This is a genomic window from Rhizobium atlanticum (assembly GCF_030182485.1).
GTDB lineage: Bacteria > Pseudomonadota > Alphaproteobacteria > Rhizobiales > Rhizobiaceae > Rhizobium.
The window spans coordinates 61700-87051 of sequence record NZ_JAQJCJ010000008.1; the positions used below are offsets into that span (position 1 = coordinate 61700).

The following is a 25352-nucleotide window of genomic DNA, read 5'->3' on the forward strand; positions in this document are numbered from 1 at the left end:
TCCTTGAATGTTCGCGATTTCAGCCGCTGTCAAGTCTGCGGCGCGGCGATCCTCAATCGGGAAAATCCGGTCCCACCTCGCGCCGCACCAGTTTCAAGCTGCGGTCCGGCTGAAGAATATAGGTTTCCTCCACGCGCTGCCCCGTCTCATTGTAGAACTGATTGTAGACGGCGCTGCCGATCGGGGATTTTGTGAGCTTGGTCCGTGGCTGGCCGCCATAGGTGATGCTCCCGGGAATGGGTTCCAGCGCCGGGCTATCAGCCGAGGAGCAGCCGGCCAGCAAAACCGCGGCAACAAAGGCGGGCAGAAGCACTTTCATCGTCGTCATCCCTCTTTTCGAACCGAATATGGAAGGCGTAGCCTCCTTCGCCAAGGGCTGCCTGCCCGCAGCCCTCTTGAAGGTTTCGTGCGTCGGCGCGGCGGTGTCGACGGGCGGCCTAGATAGCGGAAGCATCGTCGGCCGAAGCTATGTGCATAGCCGCCTGTTGCGGCGCTGAGGGAACCAAGTGAGCCCCCACGTGTTGAAATGCCGGACCTGAAACGCTGGAGACCATCATGCAGTCGCTTCTTCGCCTCTGGGCAACGACCTTGATTATCGGTTGCGGTGTCTTTGCCGGCTCCGCCTATGCCTCACTCGAAACCGGCACGAATTATTCCGCCCTTCCGAAGGACCAGATCGCTCTCAACGAATACACCGAGACGGCCGCGTGCAAGCCGGCAGAGCCGCACTATCTGCCGTCCTTCATTCGCGCGGCGGACGGTACGATCATCGGTGTAGGCTATCTCGAGGTGGAAAATGAAGGCGGGGCGGACTGCTGAAAATCCGATCTGCTCGAACGAGGCTCGCCTGCTTTTCCGGTGACGAGCCTCTGACCATCATCATGATGGCTGCCTGTTTTCTATCGAAGCACCTGTCCCAGGCGCAACGCCTTTTGCGCCAAAACCCGGCGCCTGCTGGATGCAAGGTTAAGCAAAAATTAGACAATGTATCGTTCCGGCACGTCATGCCGATCAAATCGACAATAGCCGACGGCCTTGCTAGTGCAGCTTCAGTTTCGCCTCTTCGGCCGCCGCCAGGAACTCGGCTCTCGCCTCCTCCACGCTCTTGCGCCCGTCGAGCGCTGCCCGGCAGGTGCTGCGCGCCTTGATATAATGAAGCCCGCGCGAACTCGGCCAGAAATCCGCTAGGCATTTCAACGCATCGAACGGCCCGGTAACCGTTCGCGCATCGGCATCTTCGAAACCGACCGTGACCGGGCTGTTCCATCGTTCAGTTGCCATCGATACTCCTCCAAGATTGTCGACAGAAACAGGATGCTGCGCCTCCCATTCTCAGGACGGACGCCGCCATGGTAGGCATTCTAGCGCGATTTTTGCCGTCAACAATGGTGAATCGTTTGTTGCTGATCAGGCCACTGCCAGCTTGAGTGACGCGGATCGCCTGGGTGTGCGCGACCGGAGCAATTTTGAGTAGTCGCAGATAAGTTGTATGCCGCTAGCGCGATGCTACCGCTACCGTGTTCGGAAAGCTGGGGGCTCGACATGGGTTTCGATCGAAATTTGATTCAGGCTGCTTTTCTCTCAGTGGCGCTGGCACTGCCGGCGTTCGCCGGCGGCGCAGAGATGTCAGCCGAAGAGGCCTTCCTGGCGCGTATACACTCTGACGTCCTCCCAAGAATGCAGCTGGAATATCTGCAAACCGCCGTCAGTCAGTTTGTACACGCGATCGATATCGCTGCCTTTCGCGCACGCTTGATGCGCGAAGAGGCATTACAGCAATGGTATGTCGAGGACATCTACGATGGAGTGCCTGTGAGGGTAAATGCCGAGCTTCTTGACAGATGGGCCCTGTCGCCATCCATGCCCTATCGTCTCGAAACTGATGTTCCCGATTGCGCTCACGGTAGCGTGCTGCTTCCCACTTGTCCCTAGCGCTCATCGAGCGCAGACGTAATAATGTCCGCTGCTGAAAGAAAACTGGTGCTGCCGAGTGGGATTGAACCACCGACCTCACCCTTACCAAGGGTGTGCTCTACCACTGAGCTACGGCAGCAGGACCAGATCCGCGTGGAGCCGGGCGGCTCAATTGCGGGAACGGGGCGGCTATTGCCACAGCTTGACGACAAGCGCAAGCCGCAAAATCCAACTTCGCGTGGATAGAGATGCAAGGGACTTTTGGATCGGCGCGAATTCGGCTAATTCTGTTGACATGAACGACAAGACCGAAGCCGGCCAGAAGAGCCGTAAAGAGGCGATCGAGGCACAGGCGAAACTGCGCCGCGAGCGCGCCGCCGAAAAGCTCAGGGAAAATCTTTCCAGACGCAAACAGCAGGTGCGTGCCCGCCGTTCCGGCCAGGCCGACGAAACTAACGGGCTGCCCGCCGCAAAAATGGACGAATCGTAATGTTCCGTCCCTGGCGAATTGAAGCCTCTTCATAAATCCCCTAAACACCTCACTCCTTCTTTCAAGGCAGAACTTTCAGGAAGTAAGCGCACATGGATCGTATCAGAATTGTCGGCGGTAATGAGCTGAATGGCATCATTCCGATTTCCGGCGCCAAGAATGCCGCACTGCCGCTGATGATCGCCTCGCTTCTGACCAGTGACACGCTGACGCTGGAAAACGTGCCGCACTTGGCAGACGTCGAGCTTCTGATGCGCATCCTCGGCAATCACGGCGTCGATGTCGCCGTCAACGGCCGCCGCGAGCGCCAGGAGGATTCCTACGCCCGCACGATCCATTTCACCTGCCGCACCATCGTCGATACCACCGCTTCTTACGAACTGGTCTCGAAGATGCGCGCCTCCTTCTGGGTTATTGGGCCGCTCTTGGCGCGTGAGGGCCATTGCCGCGTTTCGCTGCCGGGCGGTTGCGCCATCGGCACGCGCCCCGTCGATCTCTTCATCGACGGCCTGACGGCACTCGGTGCGACCATGGAGATCGATGCCGGCTATATCAATGCCCGGGCGCCGGACGGCGGGCTGATCGGTGCGCGCTACACCTTCCCGAAGGTCTCCGTCGGGGCCACCCATGTGTTGATGATGGCCGCGACCCTTGCCCGCGGCACTACTGTCATCGGCAACGCCGCCCGTGAACCCGAAGTCGCCGACCTCGCCAACTGCCTGAACGCCATGGGCGCCAAGATATCAGGCGCCGGCACCTCGACCATCACCATCGAAGGCGTCACCTCGCTGTCGGGCGCGCGTCATCGCGTCCTGCCGGACCGCATCGAGACCGGCACCTACGCCATGGCCGTCGCCATGGCCGGCGGTGACGTCGTGCTCGAAAATACCGATGTGGCGCTGCTCGAGACCGCGCTGGAAACCTTGCGCCGGACTGGCGCTGACATCTCCGCGACCAATAACGGCATGCGCATCAGGCGCAACGGCGCCGGCATCAAGCCGGTCGATATTGTCACCGATCCTTTCCCGGGCTTCCCCACGGATCTGCAGGCACAGTTCATGGCGCTGATGACCCGCTCCTCCGGCATCTCGCATGTCACCGAGACGATCTTCGAAAACCGCTTCATGCACGTGCAGGAGCTTGCCCGGCTCGGCGCCAGGATCACGCTCTCGGGCCAGACCGCGAAGATCGAGGGTGTCAAGCGCCTGCGCGGCGCCCCCGTCATGGCGACCGATTTGCGCGCCTCCGTCTCGCTCGTCATCGCCGGCCTCGCCGCCGAGGGCGAAACCACAGTCTCCCGCGTTTACCACCTCGACCGCGGCTTCGAGCGGCTCGAAGCGAAGCTGACCCGCTGCGGCGCCGTCGTCGAGCGCATCAGCGAGTAAGAGAGACCTTCATTCCGGTTGCGTAATCGGTCGCAGCATCTTATTTCCCTTGTCTGACGCATCGCCATTCCGGCGATGCCTGTTAAACAGCAAAAGCATGATGTCGTCCGAAAACTGCTCGCACTTTTCGGCATCCTGCTCTGGGGATTGAGCCTGAATGACCGACCTGAAGCTTGTTGCGCTTGATGACGAGGACCTCGCGATCATTTCTGCGCATATGCAGGATAGCGTCTTCAAGGTCGGCGACATCGACTGGTCGCCGCGCGGTGCCCAGTTCGCGCTTGCCGCCAATCGTTTCGTCTGGGAAAGTGCCGCGCGCAAGCGCAAGGGTTTCGAGCGCCGCCGCGCCGCTCTGGTGTTCAAGCGCGTGCTTGCCGTCCGTTCGCTCGGCGTCGATCGCGGCAAACGCGATGAGGTGCTGTCGCTGCTGGCGCTGCGTTTCGAGAAGAAGGGCGAGGGGCCGGATGGCACCATCGAGCTGGCGCTGTCTGGAACGGCCTCGATTGCGCTCGACGTCGAATGTATCGAGGTCCAGATGGCTGATATCGGCGGCGCATGGCAGGCGGCTTCCAAACCCCGCCACCCCTAAAGGGCCTGATGCCTGAAGTTTGAACATCGCGGTTCGAGTTGAGAAGGAATATAGCTCTTGGCAATCTGGCTGGATCAGGCATCGGAAGGTTTCGAGCAGCATTTTGCCGCTTTTCTGACGACGAAGCGCGAAGTGTCCGAGGATGTGAATTCAGTCGCCCGTGCCATCATCGATGATGTCAGGGCGCGCGGCGATGTGGCGCTGGCCGAATATTCGCTGAAATTCGACGGCATCGATTTTGCCAAAGTGCCGATGCGCGTCACGCCTGAGGAGATTGACGCCGCAATCGAGGCGGTGCCTGCCGAAGTGCTGGGCGCGCTGAAGCTCGCGGCCTTGCGCATCGAGAGCCACCATCGCCGTCAGCTGCCGAAGGATGATATCTACGAGGACGACATGGGCGTCGGTCTCGGCTCGCGCTGGACGGCGATCGAGGCGGTCGGGCTCTATGTTCCGGGCGGCACCGCAAGCTATCCGAGCTCGGTATTGATGAATGCGGTGCCGGCCAAGGTCGCCGGGGTCGACCGCATCGTCATCGCCGTTCCCGCCACCGGCGGTGCCGTCAATCCGGCGGTGCTCGCCGCCGCCAGGCTTGCCGGCGTCACCGAGATCTACCGTGTCGGCGGCGCTCAGGCGATCGCCGCTCTCGCTTATGGCACCGAGACGATCGCACCGGTCGCCAAGATCACCGGTCCCGGCAATGCCTATGTCGCCGCCGCCAAGCGCCACGTCTTCGGCACCGTCGGCATCGATATGATCGCCGGCCCCTCCGAGGTGCTGGTGATTGCCGACAAGGACAACAATCCCGATTGGGTCGCTGCCGACCTTTTGGCGCAGGCCGAGCACGATGCCAGCGCCCAGGCGATCCTCATCACCGACGATGCCCTATTCGGCAAGGCGGTGGAGCAAGCGGTCGGACGCCAGCTGAAGACGTTGAACCGCGCCGAGACGGCAGCGGCAAGCTGGCGCGATTTTGGCGCGGTCATCCTCGTTGCCGATCTGAAGCAGGCCATTCCGCTTGCCAATCGCATCGCAGCCGAACATCTCGAACTCGCCGTCGCCGATCCCGACCGGCTGCTCGACGGCATCCGCAATGCCGGCGCGATCTTCGTCGGTGCTCATACGCCCGAGGTCATCGGCGATTATGTCGGCGGTTCGAACCATGTGCTGCCGACGGCGCGTTCGGCCCGCTTTTCCTCCGGTCTATCAGTGCTCGATTTCGTCAAGCGCACCTCGATCCTGCGCCTTGGGCCGGGTGAGTTGCGCACCCTGGGCCCGGCGGCGATCGCGCTTGCGGTCTCCGAAGGCCTCGATGCCCATGCGCGGTCGGTCGCGATCCGCCTCAACCTCGATTAGGTGAGGGGATGGCGGCGGGCGAATTCCGGCTTTGCGACGTCGTCCTGGACGATACGATCGGCCGTTCGACGCCCGATGTCGAGCATGAGCGCGCCGTCGCCATCTTCGATCTGATCGAGGAGAACAGCTTCGAGCCACTCGGCCATTCCGGCGGCCCTTATCGGCTGAACATCTCGCTGGTCGATTCGAAGCTGGTCTTCGCCATCAAGACGGAAGAAGGCGGCGATGTCGCCACCCACATCCTGTCGCTTACCCCCTTCCGGCGGATCGTCAAGGATTACTTCATGATCTGCGAAAGCTATTACGAAGCGATCCGATCGGCGACGCCAAGCCGTATCGAGGCGATCGACATGGGCCGGCGGGGCATCCACAATGAAGGCTCGCAGACGCTGAAAGACAGGCTGGCCGGCAAGATAGAGGTCGATTTCGACACCGCACGGCGGCTTTTCACGCTGGTCTGCGTGCTCTACTGGCGTGGATGACGGCGATGGAGCTTGCCGGCGATGTCGAAGACGCGAAGAGGCCGGGCGCGATCCTCTTCATGTGCGGGCTGAACGCCATCCGCTCGCCGATGGCCGAAGCGATCGCCCGTAGCATTCTGCCGTCCAATACCTATATAAGGTCGGCCGGCGTTCGCGCCGGCGAGCGCGATCCCTTCGTCGATGTCGTGCTTGAGGAAATCGGGCTTTCCCTTGGGCGCCGCCAGCCGCAGACGCTTGATGAACTCGAGGACGATTATTTCGATCTGATCATCACGCTTTCGCCGCAGGCCCATCATGCGGCGCTGGAACTGACGCGGTCGAACGCGGTCGACGTCGTCTATTGGCCGACCATGGATCCGACGGTCGTCAGCGGGACGCGCGAACAGATATTGGACAGCTATCGCGAGGTCCGCGACCACCTGGCCGGTCTCATCGAAAGCCGGCTGCTCAGACGAAATGGCATTGCCGCGCAATCGGCATGAAAACAAATAAAGGAAAGCCTGATCAACAAGGTTCACAAACCTGCGTTGATTGTGTAGTTTCCGCCGAAATTTTAAAGGCGCGCTCTGCGCTGCCTCTGCAACACACAGGAAGAAAACCACTATATGCCGAAAGAAGAAGTCCTCGAATTCCCGGGAATCGTCACCGAACTTCTGCCGAATGCGACGTTTCGCGTGAAGCTTGAAAACGAACACGAGATCATCGCCCATACGGCTGGCCGCATGCGCAAGAACCGCATCCGCGTTCTGGCGGGCGACAAGGTGCTTGTGGAAATGACGCCCTACGATTTGACCAAGGGCCGCATCACCTACCGTTTCAAGTAAGTCTGCCCGCTCCCGTCCGCCGATGGTCGAGGTTTCATGGCGCTGAAATACAAGCTCATTCTGGCCTCGGGCTCGCCCCGTCGCGTCGACCTGCTCAACCAGGCCGGCATCGAGCCTTCGCGCCTGATGCCGATGGATATCGACGAGACGCCGAAGAAGTCGGAGCACCCGCGTTCGCTCGCCCGAAGGCTGTCGGCCGAGAAGGCCGAGGCCGCACTTGCCGCCATCAAGGGTGATATCACCTGGAAGGGCAGCTATATCCTCTCCGCCGATACGGTGGTCGCCGTGGGTCGGCGCATTCTCGGCAAGGCTGAATTCGCCGACGAGGCGCTGAGCTCGCTGCACCTCCTCTCGGGACGCAACCATCTCGTCTATACCGGCGTTTGCCTGGTGACGCCCGAACGCAAGATCCGCCAGAAGATCGTCGAGACCAAGGTGCGCTTCAAGCGGCTGTCCGGCTTCGAGATCGAGAACTATCTTGCCTCCGGCCAGTGGCGCGGCAAGGCGGGCGCTTATGGCATCCAGGGTCTCGCCGGCACTTTCGTGCAGAAGATGGTGGGCTCCTACACCAATGTCGTCGGCCTGCCGCTTTATGAAACCATTCTGCTTCTGACCGGCGAGGGCTTCGATGTGCATAGCCGGTGGCCGGAGGGCTGACCGACGGCCGATGCTTAAAGCGCGTCACGATCTCTCAGATCTCCGTGTCGCCCTTTAAGGCTTTGTTTTTATTCATGTCGCAGTCGCAAATCCGCTGACACTTTTTGCGCGCCATGCTACAGGACGGACCGATCATGCCCGAAGACAAGAAAGCCGCCGCCAAGGTCGAACCGCTGCGCAAGACGCGCCCTTGCCCGGAATGCGGCAAACCATCGAACCGCGAACATTACCCCTTCTGCTCCAACCGCTGCCGCGAGCTCGATCTCTCCCGCTGGCTGACCGGCTCTTATGCCATTCCGGTGGCCGACGACGAAACGAAGGCCGATTATCCCGACGAGGAAAACTAGGAGATTTCCTCTCCGAAGCTCTTATTTTTCCACATGAATCCGCAAAACCGGCAAGACCGTCAAAAAAGAGTCATTTGACGCTTGCCATGGCCGAACAAGATGCTATAACCCCGCTCGCTTCCGGGGCGAACCAAGGCCCCGCGGTTCTTTTCATCAAGAACACCGTAGCGAAGCGGGTTGGCCCAGGTAGCTCAGTTGGTAGAGCAGCGGATTGAAAATCCGCGTGTCGGTGGTTCGATTCCGCCCCTGGGCACCATCACGATGATCAGCATTGATATTGTTTGATTTTTCCAGCCTGAGTGTCCTGATATTATGCATGAACGAAAATCTCCGGACACATTTGTTCACGCGGCATGCCGAATTTAGCTCTCGTCATCGCCCTTCGAAACCAGCTAGATCGCACCTTTCGCAAGCCGCCTCTGATTGGTGGCTTTCGGCTCTGGAGATTGCATTGCCGCACGGGCCGCAGACCCTTGGGGCTGGACGCCAAGACCTACTGCGACAAGACCGCTCCAATCTATCGGCGTGAATTTGGGAATGAATTGCGCCCCGAGCGATGCGCCGATCAGGACGCTGCTTACTGGCCCTGACCAGCCCCTCAATTGTGAAATGCGAGCGGGGCTTCCGGCAATCGCTCCACGAACATGTTTCCACAAACGACAAACGTCGGCCCGCGACCGTTTGTCGAGGTTATCGGATGTCCGCGGCTCATCACGCGACCTCCATCGCTCTCTGGAATATGACCGGCTGCTGGTCGCGCGGAATGCGGTGTTGGCCGCGCGCCATCGGGTGTTTGGGGAAGCCGCCTTTTGTCAGGCCAAGGCAGACGATGTCGACGAGCTGCTGGCGGGCGCGGTGCTTGAACCACGTGTCACGGCTGAGGTAATCGCCACCATTGCCCCATGCTGCCAGCACAGGCGTGTTCTGGTGACGGGCAATGATAAGGGCGCGATCGATGAAGTTGTCGCAGCGCGGACCGATCGAGTCCTTAGCCTTCATCATTTCCTTCGGGGATGGCGAGCGCCAGGCGTGAAGATTGACGATCAGGATGCCGCCATAGCCCCAGAGCTTGGCAAACCAGATGAGCACGAGCACCGTCGGATCATTGCGTCGGTGATCGGCGTCGGAGGGGTTGAGCATACAAACGACGAGGATGGGCTTGCCCCCATCCCAAACGCGGCGCAGCTCGTCACGGTAGAAGGTGCAGTCGGAGATGGCAGCGCTCATCCGCATCTCGGTTTTGAAGAGATCGAGGCTCATCGGCGCTGCTTCCCGGTGATGACGAAGACGGTGCCGCTCTGCATGTTCAGCTGGACCGGATCGCCGCGTCCGATGCGGGTGAAGAGCGCATCGAGGTCGCCCTCGGCGGTATCCGCAGCTGAGCGATACTGAAGCACCGACTTGTACAACGCGCTTAATACCTATCTGACAGCGATCGGCCCGTAACTACGCCGCGGGGCAATCGGTTGAATAGTCTCAGGAGCGGCTTTTCGACCTTCTCGTGAATGCGCCAGCAGAACAGCAGGGAGACCGCGACACCGATCGCGATGATGATATCGGGCGGCAAAGGATAGAATATCCACAGCGTCAGCAGTGCCGAAATCGGGACTGTGTGAAAGAGATAGAGCGCGTAGGAGGCCTCTCCGAGGTATGCCCAGACGCTCTTTCCGGCATTGATCTGCATCGTGCCGAAAACGATCAATCCGGCAGGAATGCCATAAACTGCCACGCGCTGCAAAGCATCCTGGCCGATCAGGAAGTCCAGCGTATCGCCGTGGGGTGCCATGCCGAGCGAGCCGGCGGCGAGAATTGCGATTGCGCCAACCGGTATGCCCCATCCAGCGCCTTTGACTGCCGGCGCGTACACCAAGGCGACACCTATCATGAATTCGAGGATGATGGGGTTGCCGAGGAATTGGAAAACCGGCGCTGTCGATCGGAACGTCAGCGACACCGCGAAGATCCCGAGGATCGCCGGCAAGTAACGCCGGTCGAGGAGGACAAGCGTCGCCGCCCCATAGAAGAGCATTTCGAAACAGAGCGTCCATGCGGCAGGCAGGACGGGCGCTGCCATCTGATCGAACGCCGGCCACAGGGTTAGCGTCGCGATTGTCTCCCGCCAGCCGAAGCCGGATTTTGCGGCGATGAATGCTGCTGGGATAGATGCGAGATAGTACATCGGGAGGATGCGACGAATTCGTTTCCACGCGAATTGCTGCCATGTCAGGCCGCGGGCTGTCCGGGTGATGATGACCCCGGAAATGACGAAGAAAATATCGACGCCGGCGGCGCCCGCAACCTGGATCATCGGCGGGAAAATCCCGCTTGATCCGGTGGCTTGGTAGGCCGTCAGCGCCGCATGCAGGTAGACGACCATCAATGCGGCGATGAAACGCAGTACCTGTAGCGACCAGATCATGATTGTCCGTCAACCCCTCAATCACCAAGCCTAGCGAGAAAAGAGCATTCACAGGCCGTCACGCAGTGGTCGTGGCGCGTTTGCCGCGCATGGGCAGAAACGGAACCACCCGGGGGACGCGCTCGGCATATGATCGGTAGTCTGGAAATGCCGCCCGGAGAACCGTCTCTTCGTTAATCATCCGGCGAAGTTGCAGGCACCAATGCACGATTCCGAGAAATACCGTCCACGGAGAAAAGCTGAACAGGATCATCCCGATAACGAATATCTCCTCGGTCAGATAGAGCGGGTGGCGGACGATGGAATATGGCCCCGTTGTGACCAGAGCTCTTGCACCCGGTGCTATGCTGAAACTGCGGCCGAGGATCGCAAGCATATATGCCGATGAAAGGCAGCCAGTGATCATCAAAACCGTTGCGGCAAGACGCACAGTATCTGGCAATACCATTGGCGGCGGCAGGAAGGCGATCAGCAGGAAGAGGAAGGTGCCTGCCATCGCCGTCAGGTATGGTTCAACGCCGCGCGCAGACCGCACTTGGGGCATTCTCGTTAGGGTCACGACACACATCATGCCGATAAATAAGATCGCAGCGATCTCAGCTATTAGGAATACGACACCCCTGGACGGATAGTCGCCGGTCGTCATCATCCGTGTGATCTTCGTCCACACACCTAGTATTGAATAGGAGCAGATTCCAATACGGCCGATAATGTCTGCAATAATCAAGTGTCGATTGCTCATTGGTACCCCCGCGTTGTTTGAACGCATCTTCGCACGGTTGCGAGAAATGGCAATCGCAACTGATTAAATCGGTAAATACCAACTATTGGGGATGTGACTTACACCGGCGTCCGTCAATGCAAGGACACGCGATGCTCCAGCAGCCTATCAATGCAGGCCCGGATCCGGATGCCTCGGATGATTTCGGCGTGAGTGGAAAGGCACGCGAGGGCGGCCAGGATGATCAACGCGGTTCCGAGGAGCGCGGTAGGCAACGGCAGTGACCAGTCGACATAACCGGGGAGTGACGTCCCGCTGCGACCTGCTTCAGTTGTGCTTGCAGCCGCATTGGCAAGCACCAAACCGATCAGCGCAATATGAGCATGAACGAAGCGTGCCCTAAGAAACCGTTTCGGATGAAAAGAAAGATAGACGCCGAAAATCGCCATCGATGCAAACGCCGCGAGAAGCTCCCACGCTCCCATCCCCGCCACGCTAAGTAACATAAGGGGTAGGCGCAACACCGGCAGCAAAGTCAGGTAAAGCGCCCAAGCAAACGGGCGTGATGGATACATCGCCAGCAGTAGCATGCTGGCGGCAAATATTGCGCCGATGGCATAGACCAAAGCAGGTCCGAGACGAACAACAGTCAGAACCAAGACACGCATTCGCTTTTCTCCTTCGGCAGGCATCGTGGTTCTGGGCAGAATATTCGCAGCTGCTTGAGCAGGGCTTACCGCTCGATCGGCGCCCGCATGAATGACTCCGGCTGCGGAGATTTGCAATCTTCTACAAAACTTATCCACCTTAACGAGGCGATTTCATGGACATCGACGACACGCCGCTGCGGCTGTCGCCGTCCGCGGCGTTCGGAACCTGATCGCGGCTTAACCTCAGCCACCCGGGAACCCTAGCATTTCACATAAAGCGTGTAGGTCCGGGCAGGGCGGCCGAGACTATCTGTGCCGTTCTTGAAATACATTCGCCGGCGCGATCACAGGCACGCATCTACTCGATACTCGCCAAAACCTCGGAGATAACCGAGAATTTCGTGGCCTGCCAGCTTCTGTAGTCGAGGACGAATCGCGCGGAAATCCAGCAATCTCCGCTCATTTGGGTAGCCTGCCATCCCAGCAATCCTTGAGTTCGCGCGGCCGCCAGCAATCTGCTGGCATGACTGCGGGAAATGACATATTCGGCTGCGGTCAATTGAGCGGAGACATCGCCCACCCAGGTTCGTTCACCTACGACCGGTGCCAGTGGCACACGCGACATGAGGTCGTGCAGTATGTTGCTTCCGGATTCGGACCTCACGAACAGCGCAATGCTTTCGGGCGGGCTGTACCAATCCGGATGGTTAAACAGTCGACGTGCAATACGCGGCTGAGCGCGATACAGAATTGTCTCATCCGCTTCCGACCACCGACAGCGATCTCCCGCATCCATGCCGTCGAGCGAACGAAGGTGCCCCTCGAACCATTGCCGGATCAAGGCTTCAGCATAGGCGCTCGCTTGTAACGGTTTGGCGCGCCGATCCGTCGTCTCCACCGGCTCGAATAATTTGTAATACGCCATCTCCTTCATATGTGAGACGACGGTGTTGTGGCTGGCGATGTGGTTCTCAACGAGAAACTTTGCGAGGTTGGAAGCGGTCAAAGGGGGGCAGGACGGGTTGAGTTTCCGCTCAAAATGCAACGCTAATGCCGCCTGGCTGAGCAGCCACTTCTGCAGATCGGCCACATAACGCACTATTCTGGGAGCTCTGCGATGAATTGCCAGTAACTCGGATGCGGATTCGCGCAGAGCCGCAGCAAAGGAGGCATCCGCAATGAGATCTTCAACACTATAGCTGCGGCATCTATTCTGCAGTGAGGTTGAACCTAAAGGTACCGACATTTAAAACCGAAGTGTAATCGATGCTGGCTCGGGATAATAAAATAGCGAATAGACAAAAGTCACTGCTGGGCCAGCGACTGGCCGACTTTATCCAAAATTTGCGTATAATTCGAGCAGGTTTTTGTGGTAGATGGTTGATCCAAAGCTTTGACAGGACGTCTCCTCCGGCCGAAACAAAGGCGCTATCGGCGGGGTTCTTCACGAAGACCTGCAAGCCCCTCTCAGGATCGTCGATGGAAGGTTGCGAGCATCGCCGCGCCGACCAGACCGGATAGCAGAGATCCCAGCAGGATGCCCATTTTCACGTGGTCCTGGACCTCGGGATCGTTGAATGCAAGCAGCCCGATGAAAAGGCTCATGGTGAAGCCTATGCCGCAGAGGGCGGCCACACCGGTCATCTGCCCCCAGCTCGCCTTTGCCGGGAGGTCGGTGAGGCCGAGTTTGACGAGCAGGAAGACGGTGCCGAGAACGCCGACCAGTTTTCCAAGCAACAGGCCTGCCGCTACGCCGAGCGTCAATGGCTCCGTCAGCGTGGCTACCGAGACGCCGGAGAAGGAGACACCGGCATTGGCGAAGCCGAAGATCGGAACGACGATGAAGGCAACGGGTTTGTGGAGGACGTGCTCGAGATGGTGCAACGGCGACTGGTCGTGGCTTGCTTCGGGTGTTCCCGGCGTCACCTTCAGCGGAATCGCAAGAGCGAGAAGAACGCCGGCCAGTGTTGCGTGGATGCCGGATGCGAAGACGAGCACCCAGAGCACGGCGCCGAGCAGCAGATACGGCCAGAGCTTCAGAATACGTGCACGGTTCATGCCGTAAAGCGCCGCGAGCACCGCCGCGGCCCCGGCAAGCGCCAGAAGATTGAGATCGTTGGTGTAGAACAGTGCAATCACCACGACCGCCCCCAGGTCGTCGATGATCGCCAGTGCCGCCAGGAAGATCTTCAACGAGGCAGGCACGCGCGGGCCGAACAGCGAGATGACGCCGAGCGCGAACGCGATGTCCGTCGCGGTCGGTATCGCCCAGCCACGCAGGGCGGCCGGGTTTTCCCGGTTGAACAAGATATAGAAGAGGGCGGGGAACAGCATGCCTCCCAGTGCCGCCGCACCCGGCAGAATGCGGCGGCTCCAGCTGGAGAGTTGGCCGTCCAGCATTTCGCGCTTGATCTCGAGCCCGACGAGGAGAAAGAACAGCGCCATCAGCGCGTCATTGATCCAGTGCAGCAGGCTGAGCGGCCCCAGATAGATGTGAAGTGCGTGGAAGTAACCCTCTGCAAGCGGTGAGTTCGCCGTCACGATTGCCGCCAACGCGACCGCCATCAACACGAGACCGCCCGAAGCTTCGCTATCGAGGAACTGGCGAAGGGTGGATCGGATGAGACCTGGAGAGATAGGCTGCGACACCGGTCAGCGCTCCCTGTGTTTTGGAAGGTTGATCTTCAGTCTCCGTCGATTTCGGGAAAGCCCGCGGCGCACGCAGCACACGCCATCGCCTGTAAGATAAAGGGGTCGCGTCGCCATTTCCAGCGAAATCGGCCCCGATCCACCGCAGGCGGCGCAGGTCCGGTTGGACCTGCCGCTCGCCTTGCTTCTCACTGGAATGAGTAATCAGCCGGCACCATCTGCGTTTCTATCGCGAAGGTGACGATGTCGCCGAGTTCGGGGATTGCAAAATCCAGTCCCCAATCGCTGCGGCGGATGCTGCCGGTCGCCGAGAAACCGATCTTCGGGACGCCCATCATTGGGTGCTTCGCCATTGAGCCGTTGAAGGTGACGTCGAGTTTTGCCGGGTGCGTCTCGCCGCGCAAGGTCAGGAGGCCTTCGACGGTGCCGGTCTTCTCGCCCGTCACATGGATCGCCCTGGAAACGAAGGTGATCGGCTTGGCTGCAAGGAACCTCTCGTCTCCGCCGATCTCCGCATCGAAGTTGACCTTGTTGGGCCATGGATAATCAGTGCGGACCGAAAGCGGATCGATGGTCACCAAAAGCGTGGAGGCTTCAGGTTTTTCGGGCTTCCAGTCGAGCCGCGCATCGACCCCGGTAAAGCGCGCGGTGTAGTGGGACAGGCCGGAATGGTCGAATGACCAATTGAAGCTCGAATGCGAGGGATCGGTCTTGTAGGCCCCACCCGGCGCAGGATCGGTTGCGGTAGCAAGGGCAGCGAAGGTCGTGCTCAAGGTAAGAGCAAGGGCGAGTGCAGTTGTGCGAAGCATTGATGGTTCCTCGGATGGGAAATGATGAGGTTGTCGGTTCACGCAGCCTTGTCGCGGCGGATCGTCTGGAGGCGCTCCCAGACGCGGTCGGACCGGGGAATGTCGAGATCGAAGACTGTCTCGAACGTGTCGCCGAGATGGGCGGCGCTCGTAATGGGCTCCTCGCTGAGGCTGTTCGCCGTCACGCGGCGCAGACGGTCGTTCTGGAGGGCGACGTAGCCGTCCGCCGTATGCCGCAACACCGCGAGCGCATTGGTGAAAGGAGAACCGGGATCTTGCATCAGCCAGCCATGTGTTGCGGCCATCGCGGCTTCGTCGCTGTGGTCGAGCCGGAAATCGAAGCTTTTCGCGATGCCGAGAACATGATTATTGAAACGCAGCCAGCTCCCGTCGGCCGGCATGATGGAGAAATCGAAGCCGCGTTGGCTGATCGGCCCGGCCACAAGCGGCACCGGCTCGATGATGGCGTCCGCTATGCCGACCTCGGCGAGATAGGGACGGTCGAGATCGACACGCAGCGTCAGATGATTGCCGATGGCGATGTCGCCAAGCTTTTCCCGGTCGACCGCGCCGCAAAGGCGCGTCACACGGAAGCCCAGTGCAGCAAGCGCGGCGCCGAAGAGGCCGTTCATCTCATAACACCAGCCGCCCCGCCGCCTTTCGACCATCTTGGCGAATGCCGCAGCCGGGGTGATCGAGGAGGGCCATCCCATGAAGGCGTCCAGTGCCTCCCATGTAAAACTCATGAGATGGGCGCGATGCAACTGCGACAAGCTGTCTATGTCGAGGCGCGAAGGCCGCTCGACCCCGATCCGAGCCAAATAGGCATCGAGTTGCGCGGTTGTCAGGGTCACTGCGTTTTCGTTGGAAGTTGCATGTGTCATCGTTCGGTCTCCTTTCAAGTGGACCGTTGCTCATTATCGAGACGTGTTTGCGTTGGTTCAGGCGACCTTGCGATCGTCCTCGGGTGGGAAGGTCAGGCCGAAGCCCCTGGCGATCGAGGCGATCTGCTCGGGCGTTTCCGGCTTGCAGAGTTCGACAATCGGAAAGAAGCTTTCGAACCCGCCAGGCGTGACGACGACCATGAGGCGGCCCTCCGTCTGCCCCACATTGCGGAACCGGTGCGGCACACCGCGCGGCAAGGCGATAGAGCCGCCTTCCGTGAGTTCGACATAATCGCCGGCGCACCAGAAGCCGAAGCGGCCGGAAAGAACGCGGAACAACTCGTCCTCGCGTTCATGCACGTGCAGTGGCGGACCTTCGCCAGGCAGCACGCAGGCTTCGAACAGGCCGAGCGAACCGCCGGTATTGCCCGCCATAATACGGATGACATGCTTGCCGAACGCCATTGCCGGCATCCCATGCCCCGGCGGCGAAACCGCCGCACGATCAAACTTCTCCATTTCTCTTTCTCCAAATTCGTGCCGCATCGACCGCCGGCGGTTTCGCCCTGGGGCGAAACGCAGAAATCCGTGCCCGCTCCGGTATGCGGGGCGGGCGCGATTGTCATTCGCCCGGCGGCACGGGGCCGCCGGACACGGAGGTGTGATGGTAGTCGAGGCCGTTGAGCCGGTACGTCGCTTCTATAGCGCAGCGAAAAAACCGGCGTTCCTAAATGAATGTGCAAGCCGTACCGGGAATCCTAAAAGTTTGCTAAGGAGGATTGGGCAAGCAATGGGGGCGGCAGTGAGGCTTGACGACAGGCTCCTCGATTTTTTCAACAGGCCGCTGATGTGCATCATCGCGGTGGCTGACGAGACCGGCCGTCCTTCGGCGGGACGCGGCGTCGGCTTCCATCTTCTGGAAGACCGAGAAACGATCGACGTCATCTTTTCAGCCTGGCAGTGGCCGCGGCTCGAAATCGGTATCCGGCAGACCGGGCGGATCGCCGCCACCTTCGTAACCCCTTCGGATTATGTAAGTTTCCAGCTGAAGGGGAGCGCCGGCATGCGAGAGATCCAGAGTTCCGACCTCGATCGCGCCGATCACTTCATCACCGCAGCGACAAACGAGCTCGAATCGCTCGGCGTCCCCCGGCATCTCATCTCGCCATGGCTGACGGCGCGTGAGGCGCGGGTCGCCCGGCTGGTGATCAGTGAAATATATGTCCAGACGCCCGGCCCGCTCGCCGGCATGCTGGCGGGCACCCATGTTGGCGCGCGGTCCCAATGAATCTGCGGCTTTCCGATCTTTCCGCCTGCTTCGAGGGTGTCATTCCCTCCATCATCGCCACGGCATCGGCCGACGGCATGCCGAACATATCCTATCTTTCCCATGTGGTGCGGGTCGATGAGGAGCATGTCGCACTCTCCAACCAGTTCTTCGCCAAGACGGCGGCGAATATACGCGCCAATCCAAAGGTCACGCTGATCCTGGTGGACGGGTTCACCGGCGATCAGTTCCTGCTCGACATTGGTTTCGTTCGTTCGGTCGATGCCGGCCCGCTGTTCGACAAGATCGCCCGCCAGCTCAAGGCGAGCAGCGCGCAGATCGGCATGTCGGATGTCATGCGGCTGAAGAGCGCCGATATTTTCCGGGTGTACGGAATTGAGAAGGTTCCCTCGCCGGTGGAAACAGCTTCGCCGCCGAGCAGCCGGGCGCCTGTCAGCCTCCCTGATCTTTCCAAGGCGATCAAGGCGATCGAGCGACAGTCGGAGGCCGATGAGATCATCGACAACCTGCTCACCGGCGTCAAGCACGTGCTGGGATACGGCAACGCGCTCGTGCTCATCCACGACAACCATCGCGGCTGCCTGATCACGACAGGCAGCATCGGCTACGAGCGCTCAGGCCTCGGATCGGAAATCGCAGGCGGCGATGGATTGATCGGGGCTGCGGCAGCGGGTGGACAGACGATCAAGGTCAGTGACATGAGCCGTGTGCGCCGGTTTGGCGAAGCGATCGGCCTGGAGGCTGAAGGGGCTGAAAACGCGACGCGCACGATCGCTTTCCCGCATTTGCCGGCGGCGATGAGCCAGATTGCAGTTCCCATGATCGCCGGCGGCACGGTGACGGGCGTGCTCTTCATCGAGAGTCCGGAGCGGCTCGCTTTTCGCGAAGAGGACGAGGCTGCTCTCGAGATACTGGCGGGACAGGCGGCCGGCGCTCTGAGAGCCAGTGAGCGGGCAGCGGCTGCCGCCGAACAGAGACCTGCGATCAGCACGCCTGAGCCTGCCGCGGCCGGCCGAGAAATCCGCGTCGTCCATCACCGCTTCGATGACAGCGTCTTTATCGATGGCACTTACATCGTGAAGGGCGTTGCCGGCACTCTGCTGCGCCTCATGCTCGATTGGCATCTGAGCGACGGCAGAAGCGAGTTCACCAACCGGGAAATGCGGTTGACGGCCGGCGCACGCATGCCGGAGATCAAGGACAATCTCGAGACCCGGCTCTTGCTGTTGCGCCGTCGGCTCGAAGAAAAGCAGGCGCCCATCCGCCTCGCCCGCATCGGCAGGGGCCGTGTCAGGCTGGAGGCGGAAGGACCGCTGGTCCTTGAAGCCGTCACAGGTGAATACCCATAAGCTGAGTCGTTTCCCCATTTTCAGCACGGACGAGTTCGAGCTTCGACATCTCATCCAAAGACATGCGTGAGGGCCCGTTTGCAGTGCCGGCTCCAACATTGTGTCATCGCCCGCAGCAGGCGTCTTGAAAATGCCGATCACCAATTCGTGTTCGTCGTGGCTGTAACAAGCGGGATCGTCGGCTCGAAAGAGGGATTACGCGGCCGATGATCGGTACGCGGACCTTTCAAGAGGAGACCATCCATGAACCGTTCCACTCTGACCCTTGCCCTCGCAGGCTCGCTTGCCACTGCGATTTCATCCGCTGCCTTCGCCGCACCGCTGCCGGCGGAGAAAATGGTGGGCAAGGAGAAATGCTATGGCATCGCGCTCAAGGGTCACAATGATTGTGCCGCCGGTGCCGGCACGACCTGCGCAGGTACATCGACGATGGATTATCAGGGGAACGCCTGGAAGGCAGTCCCAGCCGGCACCTGCACCAGCATGAATGTCAAGGGGCACATGGGTAAGCTCGAGCCGACCAAAGGCTGACCCTAAAGGGAGGCCCGATGCTCGGGCCTCCATCTTTTCTCGCCAAACCGGGAGAATGCGATGACTGCTTCGACAACCCGACCTGTCCTGCTGCCTGCACGGGGCGGCCTCGGCCTAAAGCCCGAGCATTATGAGACTATTCTGGCCGATCTGCCGGATGTCGGCTTTTTTGAGGTCCATGCCGAGAACTACATGGGCGCAGGTGGGCCGCCGCATCGCTATCTCCAGGCCATCACGGAACACTATCCGCTGTCGCTGCACGGTGTCGGTTTGTCGATCGGCTCGCCGCGTGGGCTCGACAAGGCGCATCTGAATCGACTTCGCAGCTTGATCGATCGCTATCGGCCGCAGAGCTTTTCCGAACATCTGGCCTGGTCGACGCATGAAACGGGATTTCTCAACGATTTGTTGCCGCTACCCTACACGGAAGAAACGCTGGCACGCGTCGTCGACCATGTCGATGAAACGCAACAGGCGCTCGGGCGACAATTGCTGCTGGAAAACCCTTCCACCTATATACTGTTCGCCGACAGTACTATCGATGAAGTGGATTTTCTGGGGGCGATCGCGCAGCGGACGGGCTGTGGCCTTCTGCTCGACGTCAACAATGTGATGGTCTCGGCGGTGAACCACCGGCTCGATGCCGCCACCTATATAGATCGTTTTCCGGTCGAGCTCGTCGGCGAGATTCACCTTGCCGGCTACGACGAAACCGTCGACTCCACCGGCGACCGGCTGCTGATCGACGCGCACGCGACGGCAGTGAAGAGCGATGTATTGGCGCTCTACGCACATACCCTCGCGCGCACCGGCGCACTCCCGACGCTGATTGAATGGGACAATAATGTTCCGGATTTCGCCACACTGTATTCAGAGGCGAAACGTGCGGATGCGATGCTCGCCGCCGAAACGTTTCGCCGCGGCGGGCGCCGGATCCGGGCGGCGTAACGATGGATTTCGCAACCTGCCAAACTGCCTTCGCCGATGCCTTGCTGCATGCCGACCGGCCGGTGCCCGACGGCGTCATCAACGCACGCGGCAAACCCGACACGGTGCGGTTTGCCGTCTACCGCAACAATGTGTTCGTCGGGCTCACAAAGGCATTAGCGCAACGCTTTCCGGTGACGGAGAGGCTCGTTGGTTCGGAATTCTTTCTGGCCATGGCGCGCGCCTATGCCCAGGATCACAAGCCGTGCTCACCGCTGATCATGCAATATGGCGACGATTTCCCGGATTTCATCGCAGCTTTTGAACCTGCAAGAGCGCTTGCTTACCTGCCCGATATCGCCCGGCTCGAGGCGGCCTGGACAGACGCTTACCACGCCCCCGACAGCGCGCCTCTCGATCTTGCGGCATTCAAAGCCGTGACGCCCGAGATGCTTTCGGACTTGCGGCTAGTCCCACACCCATCGGCGCACCTGATCCAGTCGATTTTTCCGGTTGGTTCGATCTGGAGCGCACATCGAGAGGAGATGGTTTCGCCGGTTTCCGATTGGCGTGGGCAAGCGGTCCTCGTCGCACGACCGGAAATGTCGGTCAATGTTCATGTCCTGCCACCGCGGGACGCCATCTTTGCAGCCGCCTTGTTCAATGCCGCCACTCTTGGCGAGGCGGCAGAGGCGGCATTTGCAGCTGCCCCCGGATTTGATTTCGGAACGGCGCTGGTCGGTCTTGCCGGTCTCGGCGCGTTCAGCGCCCTTCAACAGTATAAAGGAAACTCCACATGAAAACCGAAGTGGCCCCTTCGCACGGCTTTGGTGCTGCCGCTGCCTCCTTCGTCACACGCGCTGAAGCGCTGCTCGCTTCCGTTCCCAAGTCGTTGCCGCTGCTGGCATTGCGTTTTGCGCTGGCTATTCCTTTCTTCAAATCGGGGCTGACGAAATGGGACGGCTTCCTGACGCTTTCATCGGGCGCACGATATCTTTTCGAGGAGGAGTTCAAGCTCCATATATTCGGCAGCGCAGTTGCCTACCCGTTTCCTCTGACGATGGCGACGGCCGCCGGAATTGGAGAATTGGTCCTGCCAATTCTGCTGATCCTCGGCCTGGCCACACGCTTTGCTGCTCTCGGTCTGCTGCTGATGACGGCGATTATCCAGCTCACCATCCCGGATGGCTGGGCGAATTTTCATTTGCCCTGGGCGGCAATGGCGCTGGCATTAGTCGTGTTCGGTGGCGGCAAGATCGCGGTTGATCCGTTTGTCTTGCCGCGCCGCAAATGACGCGGCAACCAGACGCCTCATTTCCCCGAGGAGGCGCTCAGCTGGCATGAGGGCCTGCGCCGGACGGGAAGAGACGGTCATGAGAGTCTTTTCCGGCACGGAAGTGCCGGCAGGCTGGCGCACATCGCCCGGAAAGGCTTCAGCCGGCTTCGTCGAGGGACCTTGCCGCTTCAAGCAGAAGCTGCTTCATTTTCTCGCGAACAGTCTGAGCGCTGATAGCGACGTCTGCATATTGCAGGTCGCTGAGAATCTTTCTGAAGACGTTCTCATCGCCTGACTCCAGCAACCCGGCGGAAACGACTTCGTCGAAATAGACGTCGAAGTCGGTTCGTCCGATGAGCTCGGCCGCCCAGCGTGCCAGCATCCGGTCGCGCCTCGCCTGGATATGGAACGAACGCTCAAGCTTCACGATGTACTCTTTCTCGAGTGCTTCTTCACGCTCGTCGATGATGCCCATCATCGATCCTCCCCGCTGAATGGCCGTCAGGCGTTCGAATGTGTCGCATTCGCTGCGCAAGTAAATTCTTGCTTCGGAAACTGCCTGCATGAAGGCCGCTCGCGCCATTTTAGCAGATAATTGTGTAGATCCAAAAGGTTAGGGCGGCATGCGTCTCGCCTGTAGGCACTTAAAACAGGAAGAGCGAGCCCAGAGACAGAACGAGTGCCGGGAACATGACGACGGTTCCGAGTTTTAGAAAGGTCCAGGCGCCGATATGCAGGCCTTCGCGGCGCAGGGCAGACAGCCACAAGATCGTCGCCAGCGAGCCTGTCACCGACAGATTGGGGCCGAGATCGACGCCGATCAGCACGGCGCCGGCGATCTTGTCGGAGACACCGGCGGCCTGCACCACGCTGCCGGCAAGCAGGCCGGCCGGAAGATTGTTCACGAGGTTGCAGATTACGCCGACGAGCAGACCCGCCACTCCGATCGCCTGCGATTGCGAGAACGAGGCAAGCGCAGCCAGCTGATCGGAGAGAATGTTCGTCAAGCCGGTGTGATCGAGCGCTTCGACGATGACAAACAGGCCGGCGACCAGCGGCAGAACGCTCCAGCTGATGCCCTTCATCGTCTCGGCCGGGCTTTGCCGCGTCAGCATCAAAACGATCACGGTGGTGATCGTGCCGGCGACAAAGGTCGGCACGCCGAGATCCACATGCATGGCCGACGCCGCGATCAGAACAATGGCCGTCAACAGGATTCCCCATCCCGCCAGGCGGGCGCTGCGGGAGAGGGGCGGCCGCTGCGTGTCGGCGGCAAGAGCGTCTTCTGCAAGGGCGCGGCGCTGCGTCCAGTAGAGGCAGAGGAACGTGGCGACGATCGAAATGATCGAAGGCAGCATGAATGTCGACAGCCAGCGGGACAGCGGCGGCATGTCGCCGCCGGCAAAGATCACCAGATTTGCCGGATTGGAAATCGGCAGGACGAAACTCGCGGCATTGGCGATGAAGGCGCAGATCAACAGATAAGGCATCGGGTCCTTGACCCGCGCCGTGCGGCAGGCGGCATAGACGGCGGGCGTCAGCACCACGGCCGTCGCATCGTTGGAAAGAAAGACGGTGACAACCATGCCGACGAGATAGACCAGCACGAAAAGTCGCCGGGGTGACCCTTTGGCGTAGGCAATCGCAATGGCGGCGATCCAGTCGAACAGGCCTTCGCGCCGGGCAAGTTCCGACAGCAGCATCATGCCGATCAGAAAGAGGTAGACATCGCCGCCCTTGGCGACGCCCGCCAGGGCATCATGGGGTCCGAGCAGGCGGAAGGCGAGCAGGAGCAGAGCGCCGAAAACGGCCCAGATCGCTTCCGGCCACCGAAAGGGACGGACGACGACGCCCATTGCAGTGAGGCCGGCGATCCCCCAGGTCATGGCATGTTCAGTCATTCGGAATCGCGTTAGGTTGGTGCGCGGCAGATCAGCCGCTATGGTTAGTGCGAATGTTCACCGAGCGAATACATGTTTGCTGAAGCAGTTACAAATCAGTTTGCTTCGTTTCAGCGGAATTTGGCGATCAAATTCATCCTGCGTTTGTATTTGCCGGAGCATGGATTGCATCGGGCGATGGCAGATTGATTTCGGCGATCAAGCCGCGCGGCGTGGAGTTTTCCAGCGTCAGCGTTCCGAAATGGCTTTCGACGATGTCCTTCACGATGGACAGTCCCAGACCGAATCCGCCGCGATCGTTCCGCGCCGCATCCAGTTTGTAGAACGGTTCCAAGACATCGGCATGGGATGACGCAGGGATGCCAGGCCCATCGTCGGTGACGCTGATGCTAATCGCCCGATCCGGTTTGACATGAAGTTCGACATTCACGTGCCGGGCAAACTTGGTGCCGTTGTCGATCAGATTGGCGATAGCGCGCTTCAGCGCTTGAGGTCTGCATGGATAGGCGAAACGATCAGGCCCGTGATAGGTCACTGAATAACCCATATCGGCAAAGTCATTGCAGGCGGTATTTATCAGGCTCGGCAGGTCGGCTCTCAGCTGAGTTTCTTTCGACGCGTCTTTCCTGAGGTAGACCAACGTCTCATCGACCATCAGCGCCAAGGCATCGATATCCGCCAGCAACGCGGCGCGCAGGGATGGTTCCGTTGAGCGCTCAGCCCTGAGCCGCAGGCGCGTCAGCGGCGTTCTCAGATCGTGGCTGATGGCGCGCAGCATGTGTGTGCGCGCTTCGATCATCCCGCGGACGCGGCTGCGCATGTCGTTTAACGACTTCGCAAGGGTGCGGACCTCCGGCGGCCCAATTTCGTCGAAGGGGCGCTCCGGACCCTTGTCCGGGTCGAGATCGCGTGCGGCCTGAGAAAAGCGTTGAAGCGGCGATGCGATCATGCGGCTGCCGTAGAGGGACAATAAAATGACCGGCACGAACATGGCCATGGTCGCTAGGAAGTCGCTGATTTCGCGATCTGTGATGCGGGAGTCGGGCACGGCAGGCGGCGGGAGGAAAGCCAGAGCGCGACGCTGATCGATGCCAACGACCAGCACCGGTTGTCGGTCGCCACCCGCGGCCCGCAGCCGAGCTTCGACGCCCGGCGAAAGATTTTTTTCGATTTCGGAGCGAAAGTCGCCTTCCTCCGCCTCGAGTTCGGGGCCGTGCAGTTCTGCTGGGGAGATCTCTTTGACCTGAAGTCCGGTCCTTCTCGCAGCGTCCAGAACGGCGGCCTCTTGATCGGCGGTTTCGGCAGAGCGGATCATGTCGGTGACGAACTCAATGCGCATGGCAACGGCGCGCGCCTGTGAGACGCTTTCAGGCTCCTTGATCGTCAGGTTTTCGCTGATGATGCCGAGGATGGCGAAGAGAACAACGGGCGCAACGGCAAGCAGGGCAATCTGCCGGTGGATGGAACCTGCAAAAAAACGCGCCAGCATCGTCGGCCTTTCTAATCGGTGCGGCATCAGCCGATAGCTGCCCGCTTCATTCGCCGCGCGCCGCCCCTTCGCCAACCACCAGATAGTACGAAACAGTGCAATCCCGTTGCGATGGTAGCAAATGTCAGCCGGAATGATGTTTTTATTTGTTATGCGGCGCGGAACGCCTAATGCGAGGCCGCCAGCGTCTGAACCCGCTCGAGAAAAGCGGCCCTGTCGAACAGCACCGGCTGTGCGGATGACGCCGCGTCGATATTGGGCAGCACAAAGGCCTGAATGTTCACCACGGGAAGATTGGAGAGGATCCGCACCTCGCCGATTTTTGAAGTAATGGTGACGATCACTTTGCAAAGGAGACCTTCCAGGGCGTGTTTGAGTTCCGGTGGGGTGCCTGCGCTCCTCACGTCGAAGCCCGTGC

32 protein-coding genes and 2 tRNA genes are annotated in these 25352 nt (G+C 60.2%); 18 read left to right on the forward strand and 16 right to left on the reverse strand.

Going from position 1 to position 25352, the window contains the following annotated elements; all coding sequences use genetic code 11:
- Positions 1-52: 52 nt before the first annotated feature.
- The gene (locus PH551_RS13495) at positions 53-319 is read right to left on the reverse strand and encodes a hypothetical protein (protein WP_285193376.1); all 267 of its coding nucleotides are present in this window, start codon (positions 317-319) and stop codon (positions 53-55) included.
- A gap of 236 nt (positions 320-555) precedes the next feature.
- Between PH551_RS13495 and PH551_RS13500 the strand changes: the two genes are divergently transcribed.
- The gene (locus tag PH551_RS13500; protein WP_285193377.1) at positions 556-819 is read left to right on the forward strand and encodes a hypothetical protein; all 264 of its coding nucleotides are present in this window, start codon (positions 556-558) and stop codon (positions 817-819) included.
- A gap of 219 nt (positions 820-1038) precedes the next feature.
- Here PH551_RS13500 and PH551_RS13505 read toward each other — a convergent pair whose 3' ends face one another.
- The gene (locus PH551_RS13505) at positions 1039-1281 is read right to left on the reverse strand and encodes a DUF982 domain-containing protein (RefSeq protein WP_285193378.1); all 243 of its coding nucleotides are present in this window, start codon (positions 1279-1281) and stop codon (positions 1039-1041) included.
- A gap of 261 nt (positions 1282-1542) precedes the next feature.
- On the opposite strand from PH551_RS13505, the gene PH551_RS13510 reads away from it, so the two are divergent.
- Positions 1543-1932 (forward strand): hypothetical protein, encoded by a 390-nt coding sequence (locus PH551_RS13510; protein ID WP_285193379.1) that lies wholly within the window; start codon positions 1543-1545, stop codon positions 1930-1932.
- A 46-nt stretch (positions 1933-1978) separates the two neighbouring features.
- Here PH551_RS13510 and PH551_RS13515 read toward each other — a convergent pair.
- A tRNA-Thr gene (locus PH551_RS13515) sits at positions 1979-2053 on the reverse strand.
- A 156-nt stretch (positions 2054-2209) separates the two neighbouring features.
- On the opposite strand from PH551_RS13515, the gene PH551_RS13520 reads away from it, so the two are divergent.
- The 10 genes from PH551_RS13520 to PH551_RS13565 all read left to right on the forward strand — a co-directional run bounded on the left by PH551_RS13520 (position 2210) and on the right by PH551_RS13565 (position 8297).
- The gene (locus tag PH551_RS13520; RefSeq protein WP_085776872.1) at positions 2210-2404 is read left to right on the forward strand and encodes a hypothetical protein; all 195 of its coding nucleotides are present in this window, start codon (positions 2210-2212) and stop codon (positions 2402-2404) included.
- Between the two features lie 92 nt (positions 2405-2496).
- Positions 2497-3789 (forward strand): UDP-N-acetylglucosamine 1-carboxyvinyltransferase, encoded by a 1293-nt coding sequence (gene murA / locus PH551_RS13525; protein ID WP_085776873.1) that lies wholly within the window; start codon positions 2497-2499, stop codon positions 3787-3789.
- A 157-nt stretch (positions 3790-3946) separates the two neighbouring features.
- Positions 3947-4378 carry a DUF2948 family protein gene (locus PH551_RS13530; RefSeq protein WP_085776874.1) on the forward strand — a complete coding sequence of 144 codons (432 nt, stop codon included), beginning with the start codon at positions 3947-3949 and terminating at the stop codon, positions 4376-4378.
- Between the two features lie 57 nt (positions 4379-4435).
- Positions 4436-5731, forward strand: coding sequence for a histidinol dehydrogenase (gene hisD, locus PH551_RS13535; protein ID WP_285193380.1), 1296 nt, complete (start codon positions 4436-4438; stop codon positions 5729-5731).
- Positions 5732-5739: 8 nt separating this feature from the next.
- Entirely contained in the window at positions 5740-6213 is a 474-nt protein-coding gene (locus PH551_RS13540) for a UPF0262 family protein (RefSeq protein ID WP_085776876.1), read from the forward strand.
- The gene (locus PH551_RS13545) at positions 6210-6695 is read left to right on the forward strand and encodes an arsenate-mycothiol transferase ArsC (protein WP_097600272.1); all 486 of its coding nucleotides are present in this window, start codon (positions 6210-6212) and stop codon (positions 6693-6695) included. Before PH551_RS13540 ends, PH551_RS13545 begins: the two co-directional genes overlap by 4 nt.
- A 123-nt stretch (positions 6696-6818) precedes the next feature.
- Positions 6819-7037 carry a translation initiation factor IF-1 gene (gene infA / locus PH551_RS13550; protein ID WP_003545338.1) on the forward strand — a complete coding sequence of 73 codons (219 nt, stop codon included), beginning with the start codon at positions 6819-6821 and terminating at the stop codon, positions 7035-7037.
- A 36-nt stretch (positions 7038-7073) separates the two neighbouring features.
- A complete protein-coding gene (locus tag PH551_RS13555) occupies positions 7074-7694 on the forward strand; it encodes a Maf-like protein (protein WP_085776877.1) in 621 nt (206 codons plus the stop codon).
- Between the two features lie 134 nt (positions 7695-7828).
- On the forward strand, positions 7829-8041 hold the full coding sequence (gene yacG / locus PH551_RS13560; protein WP_085776878.1) for a DNA gyrase inhibitor YacG: 213 nt from the start codon (positions 7829-7831) through the stop codon (positions 8039-8041).
- A gap of 180 nt (positions 8042-8221) precedes the next feature.
- Positions 8222-8297 (forward strand) — tRNA-Phe (locus tag PH551_RS13565).
- A gap of 455 nt (positions 8298-8752) precedes the next feature.
- Here the strand turns inward: PH551_RS13565 and PH551_RS13570 are convergent.
- The 10 genes from PH551_RS13570 to PH551_RS13615 form a co-directional block, all read right to left on the reverse strand.
- Positions 8753-9301, reverse strand: coding sequence for a DUF1643 domain-containing protein (locus tag PH551_RS13570; protein WP_285193392.1), 549 nt, complete (start codon positions 9299-9301; stop codon positions 8753-8755).
- A complete protein-coding gene (locus PH551_RS13575; RefSeq protein WP_176536331.1) occupies positions 9298-9450 on the reverse strand; it encodes a hypothetical protein in 153 nt (50 codons plus the stop codon). Before PH551_RS13575 ends, PH551_RS13570 begins: the two co-directional genes overlap by 4 nt.
- A 5-nt stretch (positions 9451-9455) precedes the next feature.
- Entirely contained in the window at positions 9456-10460 is a 1005-nt protein-coding gene (locus tag PH551_RS13580) for an acyltransferase family protein (protein ID WP_285193393.1), read from the reverse strand.
- Between the two features lie 58 nt (positions 10461-10518).
- A complete protein-coding gene (locus PH551_RS13585) occupies positions 10519-11202 on the reverse strand; it encodes a methyltransferase family protein (RefSeq protein WP_176536332.1) in 684 nt (227 codons plus the stop codon).
- Positions 11203-11315: 113 nt separating this feature from the next.
- Positions 11316-11849: a hypothetical protein gene (locus PH551_RS13590; protein WP_285193394.1), complete on the reverse strand. Its 534-nt coding sequence runs from the start codon at positions 11847-11849 to the stop codon at positions 11316-11318.
- Positions 11850-12189: 340 nt separating this feature from the next.
- Entirely contained in the window at positions 12190-12921 is a 732-nt protein-coding gene (locus PH551_RS13595; RefSeq protein WP_285193395.1) for a hypothetical protein, read from the reverse strand.
- 377 nt (positions 12922-13298) lie between these two features.
- Positions 13299-14480 (reverse strand): Na+/H+ antiporter NhaA, encoded by a 1182-nt coding sequence (nhaA, locus tag PH551_RS13600; protein ID WP_285193396.1) that lies wholly within the window; start codon positions 14478-14480, stop codon positions 13299-13301.
- Between the two features lie 188 nt (positions 14481-14668).
- Positions 14669-15289 carry a YceI family protein gene (locus tag PH551_RS13605; protein ID WP_285193397.1) on the reverse strand — a complete coding sequence of 207 codons (621 nt, stop codon included), beginning with the start codon at positions 15287-15289 and terminating at the stop codon, positions 14669-14671.
- Between the two features lie 38 nt (positions 15290-15327).
- A complete protein-coding gene (locus tag PH551_RS13610) occupies positions 15328-16173 on the reverse strand; it encodes an arylamine N-acetyltransferase family protein (RefSeq protein WP_085776886.1) in 846 nt (281 codons plus the stop codon).
- A 57-nt stretch (positions 16174-16230) separates the two neighbouring features.
- A complete protein-coding gene (locus PH551_RS13615; RefSeq protein WP_285193398.1) occupies positions 16231-16692 on the reverse strand; it encodes a cupin domain-containing protein in 462 nt (153 codons plus the stop codon).
- A gap of 271 nt (positions 16693-16963) precedes the next feature.
- On the opposite strand from PH551_RS13615, the gene PH551_RS13620 reads away from it, so the two are divergent.
- The 6 genes from PH551_RS13620 (at position 16964) to PH551_RS13645 (ending at position 21562) form a co-directional block, all read left to right on the forward strand.
- Positions 16964-17461, forward strand: coding sequence for a pyridoxamine 5'-phosphate oxidase family protein (locus PH551_RS13620; RefSeq protein ID WP_285193399.1), 498 nt, complete (start codon positions 16964-16966; stop codon positions 17459-17461).
- The gene (locus PH551_RS13625; RefSeq protein WP_285193400.1) at positions 17458-18810 is read left to right on the forward strand and encodes a pyridoxamine 5'-phosphate oxidase family protein; all 1353 of its coding nucleotides are present in this window, start codon (positions 17458-17460) and stop codon (positions 18808-18810) included. The genes PH551_RS13620 and PH551_RS13625 overlap by 4 nt, the downstream gene beginning before the upstream one ends.
- A 243-nt stretch (positions 18811-19053) precedes the next feature.
- Positions 19054-19341: a BufA1 family periplasmic bufferin-type metallophore gene (locus tag PH551_RS13630; protein WP_085776890.1), complete on the forward strand. Its 288-nt coding sequence runs from the start codon at positions 19054-19056 to the stop codon at positions 19339-19341.
- 60 nt (positions 19342-19401) lie between these two features.
- Positions 19402-20289, forward strand: a complete 888-nt coding sequence (gene bufB / locus PH551_RS13635; protein WP_097600284.1) for an MNIO family bufferin maturase — start codon at positions 19402-19404, stop codon at positions 20287-20289.
- A gap of 2 nt (positions 20290-20291) precedes the next feature.
- Positions 20292-21068 (forward strand): HvfC/BufC N-terminal domain-containing protein, encoded by a 777-nt coding sequence (locus PH551_RS13640; protein WP_285193401.1) that lies wholly within the window; start codon positions 20292-20294, stop codon positions 21066-21068.
- Positions 21065-21562 carry a DoxX family protein gene (locus tag PH551_RS13645; protein ID WP_285193402.1) on the forward strand — a complete coding sequence of 166 codons (498 nt, stop codon included), beginning with the start codon at positions 21065-21067 and terminating at the stop codon, positions 21560-21562. The genes PH551_RS13640 and PH551_RS13645 overlap by 4 nt, the downstream gene beginning before the upstream one ends.
- Before the next feature lie 139 nt (positions 21563-21701).
- On the opposite strand, the gene PH551_RS13650 is transcribed toward PH551_RS13645, so the two are convergent.
- From PH551_RS13650 to PH551_RS13660, 3 genes are all read right to left on the reverse strand, one after another.
- Positions 21702-22022: a DUF1476 domain-containing protein gene (locus tag PH551_RS13650; protein WP_285193403.1), complete on the reverse strand. Its 321-nt coding sequence runs from the start codon at positions 22020-22022 to the stop codon at positions 21702-21704.
- 166 nt (positions 22023-22188) lie between these two features.
- Positions 22189-23445, reverse strand: a complete 1257-nt coding sequence (locus PH551_RS13655; protein WP_285193404.1) for an arsenic transporter — start codon at positions 23443-23445, stop codon at positions 22189-22191.
- A 133-nt stretch (positions 23446-23578) separates the two neighbouring features.
- The gene (locus PH551_RS13660) at positions 23579-25285 is read right to left on the reverse strand and encodes an ATP-binding protein (RefSeq protein ID WP_285193405.1); all 1707 of its coding nucleotides are present in this window, start codon (positions 25283-25285) and stop codon (positions 23579-23581) included.
- Positions 25286-25352: the final 67 nt, after the last annotated feature.